The organism is Reyranella sp., from assembly GCF_965229815.1.
GTDB lineage: Bacteria > Pseudomonadota > Alphaproteobacteria > Reyranellales > Reyranellaceae > Reyranella.
In genome coordinates this window covers 1,467,929-1,481,483 of sequence record NZ_CBDDJN010000002.1, presented here as the reverse complement: position 1 = coordinate 1,481,483, position 13,555 = coordinate 1,467,929, and the positions used below count along the sequence as shown (strand labels likewise).

16 protein-coding genes and 1 riboswitch are annotated in these 13,555 nt (G+C 69.6%); of the genes, 6 read left to right on the top strand and 10 right to left on the bottom strand.

Annotated features, from left to right (window positions below; genetic code table 11):
- The first annotated feature begins 24 nt into the window (after positions 1-24).
- Positions 25-1,266: an SMP-30/gluconolactonase/LRE family protein gene (locus ACO073_RS07525; protein WP_421996540.1), complete on the top strand. Its 1,242-nt coding sequence runs from the start codon at positions 25-27 to the stop codon at positions 1,264-1,266.
- A 161-nt stretch (positions 1,267-1,427) separates the two neighbouring features.
- On the opposite strand, the gene ACO073_RS07520 is transcribed toward ACO073_RS07525, so the two are convergent.
- The 6 genes from ACO073_RS07520 to ACO073_RS07495 all read right to left on the bottom strand — a co-directional run bounded on the left by ACO073_RS07520 (position 1,428) and on the right by ACO073_RS07495 (position 6,037).
- Entirely contained in the window at positions 1,428-2,393 is a 966-nt protein-coding gene (locus ACO073_RS07520; RefSeq protein ID WP_421996539.1) for a ThiF family adenylyltransferase, read from the bottom strand.
- The gene (locus tag ACO073_RS07515) at positions 2,390-2,992 is read right to left on the bottom strand and encodes a thiamine phosphate synthase (protein WP_421996538.1); all 603 of its coding nucleotides are present in this window, start codon (positions 2,990-2,992) and stop codon (positions 2,390-2,392) included. The genes ACO073_RS07520 and ACO073_RS07515 overlap by 4 nt, the downstream gene beginning before the upstream one ends.
- Position 2,993: 1 nt before the next feature.
- On the bottom strand, positions 2,994-3,773 hold the full coding sequence (locus tag ACO073_RS07510) for a thiazole synthase (protein WP_421997408.1): 780 nt from the start codon (positions 3,771-3,773) through the stop codon (positions 2,994-2,996).
- Positions 3,770-3,967, bottom strand: coding sequence for a sulfur carrier protein ThiS (thiS, locus tag ACO073_RS07505; RefSeq protein WP_421996537.1), 198 nt, complete (start codon positions 3,965-3,967; stop codon positions 3,770-3,772). The genes ACO073_RS07510 and thiS overlap by 4 nt, the downstream gene beginning before the upstream one ends.
- Complete coding sequence (locus ACO073_RS07500) at positions 3,936-4,946, bottom strand: FAD-dependent oxidoreductase (protein ID WP_421996536.1); 1,011 nt, start codon at positions 4,944-4,946, stop codon at positions 3,936-3,938. Before ACO073_RS07500 ends, thiS begins: the two co-directional genes overlap by 32 nt.
- A riboswitch (TPP riboswitch) is annotated at positions 4,943-5,058 on the bottom strand. (Overlaps the previous gene by 4 nt.)
- Before the next feature lie 61 nt (positions 5,059-5,119).
- Positions 5,120-6,037 carry a branched-chain amino acid aminotransferase gene (locus ACO073_RS07495; RefSeq protein WP_421996535.1) on the bottom strand — a complete coding sequence of 306 codons (918 nt, stop codon included), beginning with the start codon at positions 6,035-6,037 and terminating at the stop codon, positions 5,120-5,122.
- Between the two features lie 151 nt (positions 6,038-6,188).
- On the opposite strand from ACO073_RS07495, the gene ACO073_RS07490 reads away from it, so the two are divergent.
- The 5 genes from ACO073_RS07490 to ACO073_RS07470 all read left to right on the top strand — a co-directional run bounded on the left by ACO073_RS07490 (position 6,189) and on the right by ACO073_RS07470 (position 11,002).
- The gene (locus ACO073_RS07490; protein ID WP_421996534.1) at positions 6,189-7,127 is read left to right on the top strand and encodes a cation diffusion facilitator family transporter; all 939 of its coding nucleotides are present in this window, start codon (positions 6,189-6,191) and stop codon (positions 7,125-7,127) included.
- A gap of 114 nt (positions 7,128-7,241) precedes the next feature.
- On the top strand, positions 7,242-7,742 hold the full coding sequence (locus ACO073_RS07485) for a MarR family winged helix-turn-helix transcriptional regulator (RefSeq protein ID WP_421996533.1): 501 nt from the start codon (positions 7,242-7,244) through the stop codon (positions 7,740-7,742).
- Positions 7,739-8,452 (top strand): response regulator, encoded by a 714-nt coding sequence (locus tag ACO073_RS07480; protein ID WP_421996532.1) that lies wholly within the window; start codon positions 7,739-7,741, stop codon positions 8,450-8,452. Before ACO073_RS07485 ends, ACO073_RS07480 begins: the two co-directional genes overlap by 4 nt.
- Positions 8,449-9,804, top strand: a complete 1,356-nt coding sequence (locus ACO073_RS07475) for a sensor histidine kinase (protein ID WP_421996531.1) — start codon at positions 8,449-8,451, stop codon at positions 9,802-9,804. The genes ACO073_RS07480 and ACO073_RS07475 overlap by 4 nt, the downstream gene beginning before the upstream one ends.
- A gap of 106 nt (positions 9,805-9,910) precedes the next feature.
- Entirely contained in the window at positions 9,911-11,002 is a 1,092-nt protein-coding gene (locus tag ACO073_RS07470; RefSeq protein ID WP_421996530.1) for a branched-chain amino acid aminotransferase, read from the top strand.
- 30 nt (positions 11,003-11,032) lie between these two features.
- Here the strand turns inward: ACO073_RS07470 and ACO073_RS07465 are convergent, their stop codons facing one another.
- The 4 genes from ACO073_RS07465 to proC form a co-directional block, all read right to left on the bottom strand.
- Positions 11,033-11,371: a tRNA-binding protein gene (locus ACO073_RS07465; protein ID WP_421996529.1), complete on the bottom strand. Its 339-nt coding sequence runs from the start codon at positions 11,369-11,371 to the stop codon at positions 11,033-11,035.
- Positions 11,372-11,569: 198 nt separating this feature from the next.
- Positions 11,570-12,004 (bottom strand): phasin family protein, encoded by a 435-nt coding sequence (locus ACO073_RS07460; protein ID WP_421996528.1) that lies wholly within the window; start codon positions 12,002-12,004, stop codon positions 11,570-11,572.
- 134 nt (positions 12,005-12,138) lie between these two features.
- Positions 12,139-12,759 carry a TetR/AcrR family transcriptional regulator gene (locus ACO073_RS07455; RefSeq protein ID WP_421996527.1) on the bottom strand — a complete coding sequence of 207 codons (621 nt, stop codon included), beginning with the start codon at positions 12,757-12,759 and terminating at the stop codon, positions 12,139-12,141.
- A complete protein-coding gene (gene proC / locus ACO073_RS07450) occupies positions 12,756-13,553 on the bottom strand; it encodes a pyrroline-5-carboxylate reductase (RefSeq protein ID WP_421996526.1) in 798 nt (265 codons plus the stop codon). The genes ACO073_RS07455 and proC overlap by 4 nt, the downstream gene beginning before the upstream one ends.
- Between the last annotated feature and the right edge of the window lie 2 nt (positions 13,554-13,555).

Genomic DNA, 13,555 nt, shown 5'->3' with positions numbered 1-13,555 from the left:
CGAAAAATGTTGGGAGTGACGCTCATGACCCTTTCGAAGCGATTCGAGGAAACGGGCGGAGCGACGGTGTCCCGTCGCGCGCTCGTCGGTGTGGCCGGTGCGGCCGCAGCTACTGCGATGGCAGGGCGGGCCTTCGCCCAAACGCCGGCGACGGCGCCAGCGGGGCCAGCCGCCCCGCCATCGACCGTCACGACACCGCCCCGCGACTTCGGCCCCAACGCGCCGCCCAACGTCTATTTCACCGACCCCGACATCCTGACGGTCGATCCGAGCTTCAATGCGCTGCGCCAGCCCAATGCGCCCATCCAGCGCCTGTGGACCGGCGCGCTGTGGGCGGAAGGCCCGGCGTGGAACGCGCAGGGCCGCTATCTCGTGTGGAGCGACATCCCGAACAACCGGCAACTGCGCTGGCTCGAGGATGACGGTCGGGTGAGCGTTTTCCGCCTGCCGTCGAACAACTCCAACGGCAACACGTTCGACTTCCAGGGCCGCCAGCTCTCGTGCGAGCACCTGACGCGCCGCGTCGTGCGCTACGAGCTCGACGGCTCGACGACGGTGCTGGCCGATTCCTTCAACGGCAAGAAGCTCAACTCGCCGAACGACGCGGTGCCGCACCCCGACGGCAGCTACTGGTTCACCGACCCACCCTATGGCGGCCAGCTCTACGAGGGTGCACCGGACGGCGGCGGCGGTCCGAGCAATGCCGACAGCAGGCTCAATCCGAAGCTTGGCCAGCCGCCCGGCATCGGCACCGGCCGGCGCGAGCTGCCCACCAATTGCTACCGCATCGACCCGAGCGGCCGCGTCGACCTCGTGGTGAGCGAGGACCAGGTGCCCGACCCCAACGGTCTCTGCTTCTCGCCCGACTACAAGACGCTCTATGTCGCCAGCACCGGCAAGGGGCCCGGCGACACCGGCCCCGGTGGCAAGGGCGAGGTCTATGCATTCACCGTCGGATCCGACAACAAGCCGTCCGACCGCCGGCTGTTCAGCGACTTCATGGTCGACGGGGTGAAGTGCGGCCCCGACGGCCTGCGCTGCGACGTGGCCGGCAACGTCTGGGTCTCAAGCAACGCCGGCCGCGCCGTGGGTTACAGCGGCGTGACGGTGTGGAACCCGCAGGGCAAGCTGATCGGTCGCATCCGCCTGCCCGAGGTCTGCGGCAACGTCTGCTTCGGCGGCCCCAAGCGCAATCGCCTGTTCATGGCCGCCAGCCAGTCGCTCTACGCCGTGTATGTGAACACGCAGGGCGCTGCGCCGGGGTGAGAAGATTCTCTCTCGCACTCTCTTCTCATTCTCCTCTCCCCCGCCAGGGGGAGAGGCTGGGTGAGGGGGCACACAGCCCGCGCTATCCCCCTCTCCTAACCTCTCCCCCTATCGGGGGAGAGGAATTCGAGCGACGGCAACGTCCGGGCGTGTGCGGAACCTCAGCCCAGCGCCACCAGCGCCAGGTCGGTGACGCCGCGTTCGCGCAGCCGGTCGGCGGCTGCGAGGGCCCGTTGGCCACTGCGGCAGCAGAGGACCACACGCCGCGACGGCACGGGCTCGGCCAGCGCCTCGATGCTCTCGACGCCGATCCGACGCGCGCCGGCGAAGGGCGACTGCGGCGCCTCGTCAAGGCTGCGCAGGTCGACCACGAGATCGTCTTCCCTCACGGCCGCCGGCGCGATGAACGGCACGACCGAAGGCGGTTCCGGACTGCCCGCGAAGGCGAAGCCACCGAATGCCAGGCGGCGCGCATCGAAGGTCACGACGCGGCCCAGCACCGACGGCTCGAGCCCGAGCAGCAGGTGCAGCGCGAGATGCGCTTGCAGGCCGCCCAGCACCGCCACCGCGGTGCCGAGGACACCCAGCGTGGCGCAGGTGCCGCCATCGGCCGAGACGTCGGGAAAGACCGCCCGGTAGCTCGGCGCGCCGCCACAGAAGGCACCGGCATAGCCGGTCGTTCCGACGACCGACGCGCTGATCATCGGCTTGCCCGCTGCAAGACAGGCGTCGCTCAGCATGTAGCTGACGGCAAAGCTGTCGGCGGCATCGACGACGAGGTCGGAAGCGGCCACGAGGCCCGGGGCATTCTGCGGCGTCAGCCGCTCGCCGACCGCGACGGTCGTTGCTGCCGGGTTGAGGCGCGCCAGGGCCGCCACGGCCGCCTGCGCCTTCGGTCGGCCGATATCGGCCATGCCGTAGAGCGGCTGGCGGTGCAGGTTCGTTTCCTCGACCGTGTCGTGGTCGACGATCGTCAGCCGTCCGACACCGGCGCCGGCGAGATATTGCAGCACCGGGCAGCCGAGCCCGCCGGCCCCCACGACCAGCACCGACGCGGCGGCGAGCCTGGCCTGGCCGGCCGCGCCGACCTCCGGCAGAACTGTCTGGCGGGCATAGCGATCGCTCATGGCTTCCTCCGCGTGGCGGCGATCCAGGCCCGTGCCTGTGCGATCGGATCGGGGTGATTGACGATGTCCCCCACGACCGAGGCGATGTCGGCACCCGACGACAGGCAGAGCAGCGCGCGCTCGAGCGTCAGCCCGCCGATCGCCACCAGCGGCTTGCCGCCGATCAGGCGCTTCCATTCAGCCAGGCGCTCGGTGCCCTGCGGCGACCACGGCATCTGCTTGAGCCTGGTCGGCCAGATCGGTCCGAGCGCCACATAGTCGGGATCGACGGCGAGCCCCGTCTCGAGCTCGGCATGGTCGTGCGTGCTGACGCCGATCCGAAGGCCGGCGCGGCGCAGCGCCTTCACGTCGGCATCGACCAGGTCCTCCTGGCCGAGATGAACCCAGGCGCAACCTTCGTCGATGGCGATGTCCCAGTAGTCGTTGACGACGAGCTGCGCGCCGTGGCGCCCGCAGACATCGCGCGCCTCCGCCACCTGGCGGCGGATCTCGTCGACCGGCTGGTCCTTGATGCGCAACTGGATCAGCCGTGTGCCGGCCGGCACCAGGCGCTTCACCCAACCCGCATCGGGGACGACCGGATAGAAGGGATCGAGCATGTCAGCCCCCGCCCAGCACGGCCTTGCCGATGACGGGCGTCGAGGGCTGCGCCATGTCGCGCGGCTCCAGCGGCCGCGCCAGGAACGCCGCGCGGCCGGCCTCGACCGCCAGCGCGAAGGCCCGCGCCATGGCCTCGGGATCGCCCGCTTCGGCGACCGCTGTGTTCAGCAGCACGGCGTCGTAGCCGAACTCCATCGCCGCCGCGGCATGGCTCGGCACGCCCAGCCCTGCATCGACCACCAGCGGTATGTCCGGGAAGTGGGCGCGCAGCGACTTCAGGCCGTAGACATTGTTCAGCCCGCGCGCCGAGCCGATCGGCGCGCCCCACGGCATCAGCACGCGACATCCGGCCTCGACCAGGCGCTCGGCCACCACCAGGTCCTCGGTCGTGTAGGGGAAGACCTCGAACCCTTCCTCCGACAGGATGCGCGCGGCCTCGACCAGGCCGAACACGTCGGGCTGCAGCGTGTCGGCCTCGCCGATCACCTCGAGCTTGATCCACGGCGTGTCGAACAGCTCACGCGCCATATGCGCGGTGGTGACTGCCTCCTTCACCGAATGGCAGCCGGCCGTGTTGGGCAGGACGCGCAGGCCGAGCGCGCGGATCAGCGACCAGAAGCCCTGGCCCGCCCGCCCGTCGCCGCCTTCGCGGCGCAGGGAGACCGTGACGACCTCCGCGCCGGACGCGCGGATGGCGCGTTCGAGCACCGCCGGCGAGGGATAGCGCGCCGTGCCCAGCAGCAGGCGCGAGGCTAGGTCGACGCCGTAGAACATGGTCAGCCTCCCTGCATGGGCGCGACGACCTCGATGCGGTCGCCGTCGGCCAGCCGGGTCGCGGGCCGCGCCGCCGCCGCGACGAAGCGGCCGTTCACCGCGGTCGCGATCTTGCGACCGCCGAAGCCCAGCGTCTCCAGCGCCGCGGCCAGCGTCGCGGCATCGACGTCATGCGCGTCGTCGTTGAGGAAGATCCGCATCGATGCTCTCCGTTTCGATCAAAGACAGGACGGCGTCGGCCGCCGTGCGGGCGAGCCAGGGCGACAGCAGGAAGCCGTGCCGGAACAGGCCGTTGGCCCGCACGACGCGACCGTCGCGCCGGACTTGCGGCAGGTTGTCGGGAAAGGCCGGCCGCAGGTCCGAGCCGAGCTCGACGATCTCGGCCTCTCCGAAGGCGGGATGCAGCGTGTAGGCGGCATTCAGCAGCTCGACGGCGGAGCGCACCGTCACCGGGCCGCGCCGCTCGCTCTCGATCATGGTGGCGCCGATCATGAACAGGCCTTCGCCGCGCGGCACGACGTAGAGCGGGAAGCGCGGATGCAGCAGCCGCACCGGCCGCTGCAGGCTCACGTCGGGCGTGCGCACCACGACCATCTCGCCGCGGACCCCGCGCAGGTCGGGCAGGACGTCGCGCGCGCCGAGCCCTCGGCAGTCGACGGCGATCCCGTCCCCGGTGGGCTGGCCCTCGACGGAAAAGCGGATCGGCACGCCGAGACGCGACAGGCGATCCGCCAGGGCGGCGAGCGCGCGGCGCGGATCGAGATGCGCTTCCCCCGCGAAGAAGAGCGCGCGGCGGAAGCGGCCGGCGAGATCGGGCTCGATCTCGGCGAGCCGCTCGCCGTCGAGCCAGTCGAAGTATTCGGTGCGATCGGCGAAGCGCGCGAGGTCGGCGGCGTCGCGCGCCGGCGCGACCACAAGGCTGCCGGCGCGCACCGTGTCGGGAACGCGATCGGACCACCAGTCGATCGCCGCCGCGCCACGGGCGGCGACCTCGGGATCGGTGGTGGCACGCTCGCACCACGGCGCCAGCATGCCGCCCGCCATCCACGAGCAGGCTGTCTCGCCCAGCCGGGCGCTGCGCTCGACCACCTCGACGGGCAGGCCGCGCTCGGCGAGCTCGAGCGCGCAGGTCAGGCCGGCAACGCCGGCACCGATGACGACAATGGGTGGACTGGCCAATGGCAAACTCCCGTTCCTTCGCCGGCATGACCCGGATCAGGTTCAAAGGGTTCAGCCTCATGGCTGTCTCAGCCCGGCTCCTCGTGCAAGCCGGACACCCCTCGGACGTCTTCGAAGCAGATAGTCAGCGGTCCCCTTCTGTCAAGTCATGCCATGGCATCTCGAATCGCCCGTCAGGCGGCCAGCGACGGCTGCGGCGCGAGATGGGTGGATTCACCGAAGCCCTCGCAGTCCGGCTCGCGCACGAGGGCCTGGAAGTCGGCCGTCAACGTCCGGGCGACCGGGCCCGCCTGATAGTGATGTCCGTCGACGGAGCCCACGGGCACGATCTCGGCGGCGGTGCCGCAGAGGAAGACCTCGCTCGCGCGCCTCAGCTCCTCCGGCTTCACGGCGCGTTCCTCCACGGTCCATCCGCGGCGGCGCGCCATTGCGATAACGGCGCGGCGCGTGATGCCGTCGAGGAAGTTCTCCGGCGTCGGCGTCACCAGGGTCCCGTCGATCACCAGGAAGATGTTGGCGCCCGTCGACTCGGACAGGTCGCCCTTCCAGTCGAGCATCAGCGCGTCGTCGAAGCCCGCCTTGAGGGCACGGTCCTTCTCGATGCCGCAAATGATGTAGAGGCCGGCCACCTTGGCCTGGCCGGGGGCGAAGTCGGCCGACGGGCGGCGGTACTTCGCCATGGTGACGTTGATGCCGGAATCGCGCGCCTGCACCGACAGCCGCCCCTCCTGGGCCCAGGGCGCGATGGCGAGATGCACCGTCGTGCCGATCGCCGAAACGCCCATCACCTCCGAGCCGCGCCAGGCGATCGGGCGGACGTAGCCGGACAGCAGGCCGTTGGCCCGCACCACCGCTCGCGTCGCCTCCTCGATCTGCTGTCGGGTCCAGGGGATCTCGTAGTCGAGTAGCCGGGCGGAGTTGATCAGCCGGGCGCTATGGGCGGCCAGCCGGAAGACCCGACCGTCGTAGATGCGCTCGCCCTCGAACACGGCGGAGCCGTAGTGCAAGGCGTGGGTGAGGACGTGGACCCCGGCGTCGCGCCACGCCACCAGCTTGCCGTCGAGCCAGATAAATCCGTCACGGTCATCCATGCCTAAGGACATTGCCGATCTCCCACTCTCGAATTGCCACTAAAGTCCAATTCGGATTCCATATCGCAATCTTATGAGTAGTTAGGTCAGTATTATTGACCTTGTCAATACTCCACGATCTGTCACGGCCGGCGCGCTAGGATGCCCGACGATGGGACATGCACACGGACATGGAGCCCGGCACGGCCACGGGCATGCGCATGGGGCGGGCGCAACGGCCGCGGGCCGGCACAAGGGCCGGCTCTTCGGCGCCTTGGCGCTGACGTCGGGCTTCATGCTGGTGGAGGTGGTGGGCGGCCTTCTGACGGGCAGCCTGGCGCTCCTGGCGGACGCCGCGCACATGCTGACCGACGCCGGCGGTCTCGCCCTGGCGCTGATCGCCGTGCGCTTCGCCGAGCGCCCGGCGACACCGGACAAGACGTTCGGTTATGTTCGCCTCGAGGTGCTGGCAGCCCTCACCAATGCCGTGGTGCTGCTGGTGCTCACCGTCTTCATCCTGTTCGAGGCGGTCGAGCGGTTCCTCGAGCCGCCGCCGATCCTAGCGGGCCCCATGCTGGCGGTCGCCGCCATCGGCCTCGCCGTCAATCTCGCCAGCATGAAGCTTCTCGCGGCGGGATCGTCCGAGAGCCTGAACGTGAAGGGCGCCTATCTCGAGGTCATGAGCGACATGCTGGGCTCGGTCGGCGTGATCGTCGCCGCGCTGACCGTGATGGCGACGGGGTGGCGCCTGGCCGATCCCATCGTCGGCGCCGGCATCGGCCTGTTTATCGTGCCGCGCACCTGGTCACTGCTGCGCCAGGCGGTCCACATCCTCATGGAAGGCACGCCGGCGGAGATCGACCTCGGTCTGCTGGAACGGGCGCTGACCGAGATTCCCGGTGTGCGCGCCGTCCACGACCTGCACGTCTGGACGATCACCTCCGGGGCCGACGCCATGAGCTGCCATCTGGTCGTGGCCGACATGGCCACCGCCCGCGAGACGCTGCTGGCCGCCTGCGAGACCCTGAAGACGCGCTTCGGTCTCACCCACACGACGATACAGGTCGAGGACCAGGCCCTGCGCGACGCCGAGTCGCGCACGCTCCACTGAGGGCTGGGTCCTGCGCCACCCGCCGACCGCCCGGCGACGGGGTGCCAAGCCTGCGCGCCGCCACTATAGTCGGGCATCGAAGAGAATCGGCGCCGGCCGACCAATGTTGAAGGCATGGTGGAATCGAGACCCCCCGCTAATCCGCTGTTCCTGCGCGAAGAGGAACTGCGCCAGGGCATAGAGCTGATGTTCTACGCCTACCGCGACTTCACGTTCGAATCGGACCAGCAGCTCAAGCGCTACCAGCTGGGCCGCGCTCATCACCGCGCCCTCTACTTCATCGGCCGCCATCCCGGCCGGACGGTCGGCCATCTCCTGTCGATCCTGAAGGTGACCAAACAGTCGATCTCGCGGGTGCTGAAGGACCTGATCGAGCAGGGCTATGTCGAGCAGAAGAGCGGCGCCCGCGATCGCCGCGAGCGGCTGCTGTGGCTCACCGAGAAGGGCCAGCAGCTCGAGCAGGATCTCACCGACCGGCAGAGCCAGCGCTTCGCCCGCGCCTATCGCGAGACCGGCGCCGAGGCGGTCGAGGGCTTCCGCAAGGTGCTGCTGGGTCTGCTCGATCCGGCCGAACGCGCCGTCGTCGACAAGAGGGTGCGCGGCGGCGGACGATGAGCGTCCTCGACGCCTCGGCCGAGAAGGCGCACGTCCTGGTGGTCGACGACGATACGCGCCTGCGCGAGCTGCTGCGGTCGTTCCTGTCGCGCAACGGCTTTCGCGTCACCGTCGCCGCCAGCGCCGACGAGGCCCGCCAGCGCCTGTCGGCCCTCGACTTCGACCTGATCGTGCTCGACGTCATGATGCCCGGACAGACCGGGCTCGAGTTCGCCACCGACCTGCGCCGCACCGACAACGTGCCGATCCTCATGCTGACCGCGATGGGCGATCCCAAGGACCGGATCGCCGGGCTCGAGACCGGAGTCGACGACTATCTCGGCAAGCCGTTCGAGCCGCGCGAGCTGCTGCTGCGAATCCAGAGCATCCTGCGCCGCAACCGGCCGGCCGCGGCATCGGTCAGCGAGCCGCAGCGGCTGGCCCGCTTCGGTCCCTGGCAGTTCGACCTCGAGCTCGGCGAGCTCACCGACGAGGACGGCAGGCGGATCGCCCTGACCGACGCGGAGATCGCGCTCCTGCGCGCCCTGGCGGGCCGCCTGGGCGACGTGCTGAGCCGGGAGACGCTGTCGAAGAGCGTCGGCGCCACGGTCAACGAGCGCGCGATCGACGTGCAGGTGACGCGGCTGCGCCGCAAGATCGAGCCCGATCCTTCGTTCCCGCGCTACCTGCGCACCGTCCGTGGACAGGGATACCGCCTGGTCGACGCATGAGATTCGCCGCCGCCCGCGACGTCTTCGACCGCATCGCCCGCTTCGCCGACCGGCACTCGCCGCAGACCCTGTTCGCGCGCGCGCTGATCATCATCGTCGTGCCGATGCTGCTGCTGCAGGCGCTGAGCGCCTGGTGGTTCTACAGCCAGCGCGGCGACAACGTGACCAACCGGCTGGCGATCCTGCTGGTGCGCGACCTGCGCATGCTGATCGCGCTGCGCGCCGACTTTCCCGACGACGCCCACCGCGCCTGGATCATCAACCATGCGGCCCAGGACCTGCTGCTCTACGTCAGCTTCCGCAAGGGCATCGTGCGGCCGTTCAAGCAGCCGGAGTATTTCGACATCGCCGCGCGCGAGGTCCAGGGCGCGATCGATGCCGACCTCCGGCGCCCCTACTACATCGACAACACGGTCGGCGGCGGCCAGATGCTGATCGAGATCCAGCTCAACGACGGCGACGTCATGGACGTGCTGGTACCGCACCTGCGCCTCACCTTCGGCTCGAGCTTCGCCTACGTGATCGCCCAGCTCGGCCTGGCGCTGGTCCTGTTCGGCCTCGCCATCTGGTTCATGCGCCGCGAGCTGGTTCCGATCGAGCATCTCGGCGTCGCCGCCGACGCGCTGGGCAAGGGTCGCGACGTGCCCGACTTCGCCTTCTCGGGCGGCACCCGCGAGGTGCGCAACGCGGCGACCGCGTTCCAGACCATGCGCATCCGGCTGCGGCGCTCGATCCAGCAGCGCACCGAGATGCTGGCCGGCGTCAGCCACGACCTGCGCACGCCGCTCACGCGCATGAAGCTGTCGCTCGCGCTCCTGCCCGAATCGCCGGAGACCAAGGAGCTGGCCGACGACGTCGTCGACATGGAGCGCATGATCGAGGGCTACCTCGCCTTCGCCCGCGGCGAAGGCGACGAGGAGCCCGTGCCGGCCGACCTCGGCGAGATCCTCGAGGACGTGGCGGCCGGGGCGCGACGCGACAACGCCAATGTCGGGGTCGACCTCAGCGGCGACATGGAGGTCGAGGTCCGGCCGCTCGCCATGAAGCGCTGCCTGACCAACCTCGTCTCCAATGCCTTGCGCTACGGCACCACGGTCCGGCTGCAGGCGGTGCGCGGGCGCACCTCGGTCGAGATCACCATCGACGACGACGGACCCGGCATCCCGCCCGAGCGGCGCGAGGACGTGTTCCGGCCGTTCTTCCGGCTGGACCCGTCGCGCAATGTCGATACCGGCGGGGTCGGCCTCGGCCTCACGATCGCCCGAGACGTGGCCCGCAGCCATGGCGGCGACGTGTCGCTGGGCCAGTCGGCGCTGGGCGGCCTGCGGGTCGTGGTCCGCATCCCGGTCTGACGGCCCGGGGCGTGGGCGGGCGGCCGGTTTGAGAGGCGGAACCGCAGGACGCCTTGCGGCCGGGGAGCCTGTGCTACAACCTCCCCCGCATAAGACAGAGAGAGAAATGGCCAAGACCCCGTCGCTCGAGTTCGTCCACCATCCGCATCCGTCGCCGCTGCCCGCCGACAAGCGCGCGGAGCTGCTGAAGAATCCCGGTTTCGGGCGGGTCTTCAGCGACCACATGGTGACCATCCGCTACCACGAGTCGAAGGGCTGGCACGATGCGCGGATCGAGCCGCGGGCGCCGATCGCGATGGACCCGGCGGCGGCGGTGCTGCACTACGCCCAGGAGATCTTCGAGGGGCTCAAGGCCTATCGCACCAACGGCGGCGCCACCCTGTTCCGGCCGGAGCAGAATGCCCGGCGCTTCCAGAAATCTGCCGAGCGCCTGGCCATGCCCGTCCTGCCCGAGGAGCTGTTCCTCGAATCGGTGGACCGGCTGGTCGACATCGACCGGGCATGGATCCCCGACGGCGACGGCAGCCTCTACCTGCGGCCGTTCATGATCGCCAACGAGACCTTCCTCGGCGTCAAGCCGTCGTCCGACTACCTCTACGCCGTCATCGCCTCGTCGGTCGGCGCCTACTTCAAGACAGACGCGCCGGCCGTGTCGGTCTGGGTGTCCAACGAGTACACGCGCGCCGCCCCCGGCGGCACCGGTGCCGCCAAGTGCGGCGGCAACTACGCCGCCAGCCTGCTCGCCCAGGCCGAGGCGACCCGCCATGGCTGCGACCAGGTCGTCTTCCTCGACGCCGTGGAGCAGCGCTGGGTCGAGGAACTGGGCGGCATGAACATCTTCTTCGTGTTCGACGACGGCTCGATGATGACGCCGCCGCTCGGCGGCACGATCCTGCCCGGCATCACGCGCGATTCGCTGCTGGTGCTGGCCCGCGACAAGGGAATCACGGTCCGCGAGGAGCGCTACTCGATCGACCAGTGGCGCACCGATGCCCATAGCGGCCGGCTGCGCGAGGCCTTCGCCTGCGGCACCGCCGCCGTCGTCACCCCGATCGGCACGGTCCGCAGCAAGGACGGCGAGTTCAAGATCGGCAATGGCGGCTCGGGGTCCAGGACCGAGGAGCTGAAGACGAGCCTCGTCGCCATCCAGCGCGGCCGCGCCGCCGACACCCACCACTGGATCCACAAGGTCTTCTGAGGCGGGGCGGCGCCGGCCGCCAGGCCTGCGTCAAAACAGCTTGCCGCCGTTCGGCACCGGCTTGTCGGGCCCGATCAGCACCACGCTGCCGTCCTCGGCCGGGAAGCCCAGCGTCAGGACCTGCGACATGAACTTGCCGATCTGGCGCGGCGGGAAGTTCACCACGGCCGCGACCTGCCGGCCGACGAGTTGCTCGGGCGTGTAGTGGACCGTGATCTGGGCCGAGCTCTTGAGCACGCCGATCTCCGCGCCGAAATCCATCGACAGCCGGAACGCGGGCTTGCGGGCGCCCTCAAGTGGCGCCGCTTCGAGGATCGTGCCGACCCGGATGTCGACACGGGCGAAGTCGTCGTAGGTGATGAGATCCATGGTCCCTTCACCGTATAACATCGACCGTTCGGTCGGAATCGGCCGAACGCTCGATGTCGAAGGAGGGACTGCCCGACTTGATGCGTTTCCGACAAATCGGGACCGCCGACGCGGTCCCGATTTATCCCAAGCCGCTGCAGCAAAGAAAAAGGGGTCGCAACCGCGACCCCTTGCATCGGCGAACCGCGCCGACGGTGCTTACTTCTTGGCGATGACGGCCTTGACCTCTTCGGTCATCTCGGCGACGCGGGCGCTCAGGGCCTCGAACGCATCGGCCTGGCTCTTGCCGACCATGTCGGCCAGTTCCTTGGTATTGGCGATCGCCGTCTCGTAGCTCTTCTTGGCGAAGTCGATCTGCTTCAGCGCCTTCTCCTCGACGGTGGCGGCCGAGAGGACGTCGCTGCCGTGCTTGGAGAAGTCCTCCATCGCGGCGCGGACCATGTCGCCCTGGCGCTGGGCGATGGACTTCATGGTCTCGACGGCGGCGGTGTTGGCCGAGGTCAGCGCCGCGAAGTTCTTGCGGGCGGTCTCGACGAAGGTCTCGACGTTGACGGTCGGCAGCTTGAACTCGCCGGCAATCTTGGTGAAGTCGAAGTCGGTGAACGGATTCTTGAAGGTGCCGTTGGCGTACATGGATTCTCCTGGGGCAAGGCAAGCTGAAGAGGCGCGGAAAGTCATCTGACCGCTATGCTGCGGTGCACAACGACGTGAATGTATGCTTGCGCTGCACCAAGTCAAGGGGAGTTTTTGTGCACCGCACAAAAAATCTACCCGGAGGGTGAGCCAAATCCGTCCGCCTTCGCCTCAGGCCGACTTCTCTTATATTTTTCAAAGAGTTGCGACCAGCGCTCCGCGACCTTGAGCCGGCTGTCCAAGGCCGCCATCGTCTTCGACAGGTCCTCGGTCTCGTCGCGGTCGAAGGTACGGGAGACGGCATAGTGGATGGCGAGCAGGCCGTTCTCGCGCACCGCTCCGGCCAGGCCTTCGCTGGGCAGTCCGGCAGCCTGGAGCATGGCGCCCATCGACCGGCGCAGGGCCGGACCGATGGCGATGGCGAGCAGCGGATCCCGCGTCGCCGCCCGCCGGATCGCCCGCAGGGTCTCGCGGTAGGGCCTCAGCGCGTCGTAGCGGCGCATCATGACGTCGAACAGCCGGTCGCGCGGCGTCTCCTCCGGGTCGCGGCGCGTGGACGTGCCGCCCAGCACCTGCCCATCGACCCGCGCCATGAAGGCGGCCGTCAGTGCCACCTTGTCGGCATGGACGCGATGGAGATCGGCAAGGCCGATGCCGGCCGCTTCGGCGACGTCGGGCAGCGTGACGTCGACGAAGCCCCGCTCAGCGACCAAGGTGATGAAGGCATCGACCGCAGCCTCCGCAGTGTCGGTCATCCCGCAAGCTCCTTCGAGCGACGCGAAGCCGCCGCCAGGGCCCTGTCGAACACCGGCTGGATTCCGTCCGACGCCATCAGCACCTTCAGCGCCTCGGCCGTGGTGCCGCCGGGGCTGGTCACGTTGACGCGCAACTGACCGGCCGGTTCGCTCGACTGGCGCAGCAGCTCGCCGCTGCCGGCAACCGTCGCCCGGGCGAGCTGCATGGCCATGTCGGGGGCGAGGCCGAGCTTGGCGCCGGCGGCAGCCATCGCCTCGACCAGCAGGAAGACATAGGCCGGCCCGCTGCCCGAGAGCGCGGTCACCGGATCGAGCAGGGCCTCGTCCTCGACCCAGAGGACCTGGCCGACCGCCTCGAGCAGGTCGTGGCAGCGCTGGCGCTCCGCCGCCGAGACACCGGGCGAGGCCGTCGCCACCGTGATGCCCTGGCGCACCGCAGCCGGCGTGTTGGGCATCGAGCGCACCATCTTGGCCCCGGCACCGAGATGGCCGGCGAAGTAGGTGAGGGTCTTGCCGGCTGCGATCGACAGGAACACCGCGCCCTGGTCGGCAAAGCGCCGCAGGTCGGGCAGCACCTCGTCCATCGACTGCGGCTTCACCGCCAGCACGACGATGTCGGGCCGCTGGCTGACCTCGGCGGACGAGGACACGGTGCGCAGCCCGGGCTTGCCGGGACGCAGGGCCTCGACCGGCTCGGCGACCACGATGTCGGTCGCCGCGAGCCCGCGGGCGAGCCAGCCGTCCAGCATGGCGCCGCCCATCTTGCCGCAGCCGACCAGCAGCAGCCCGCCCATCG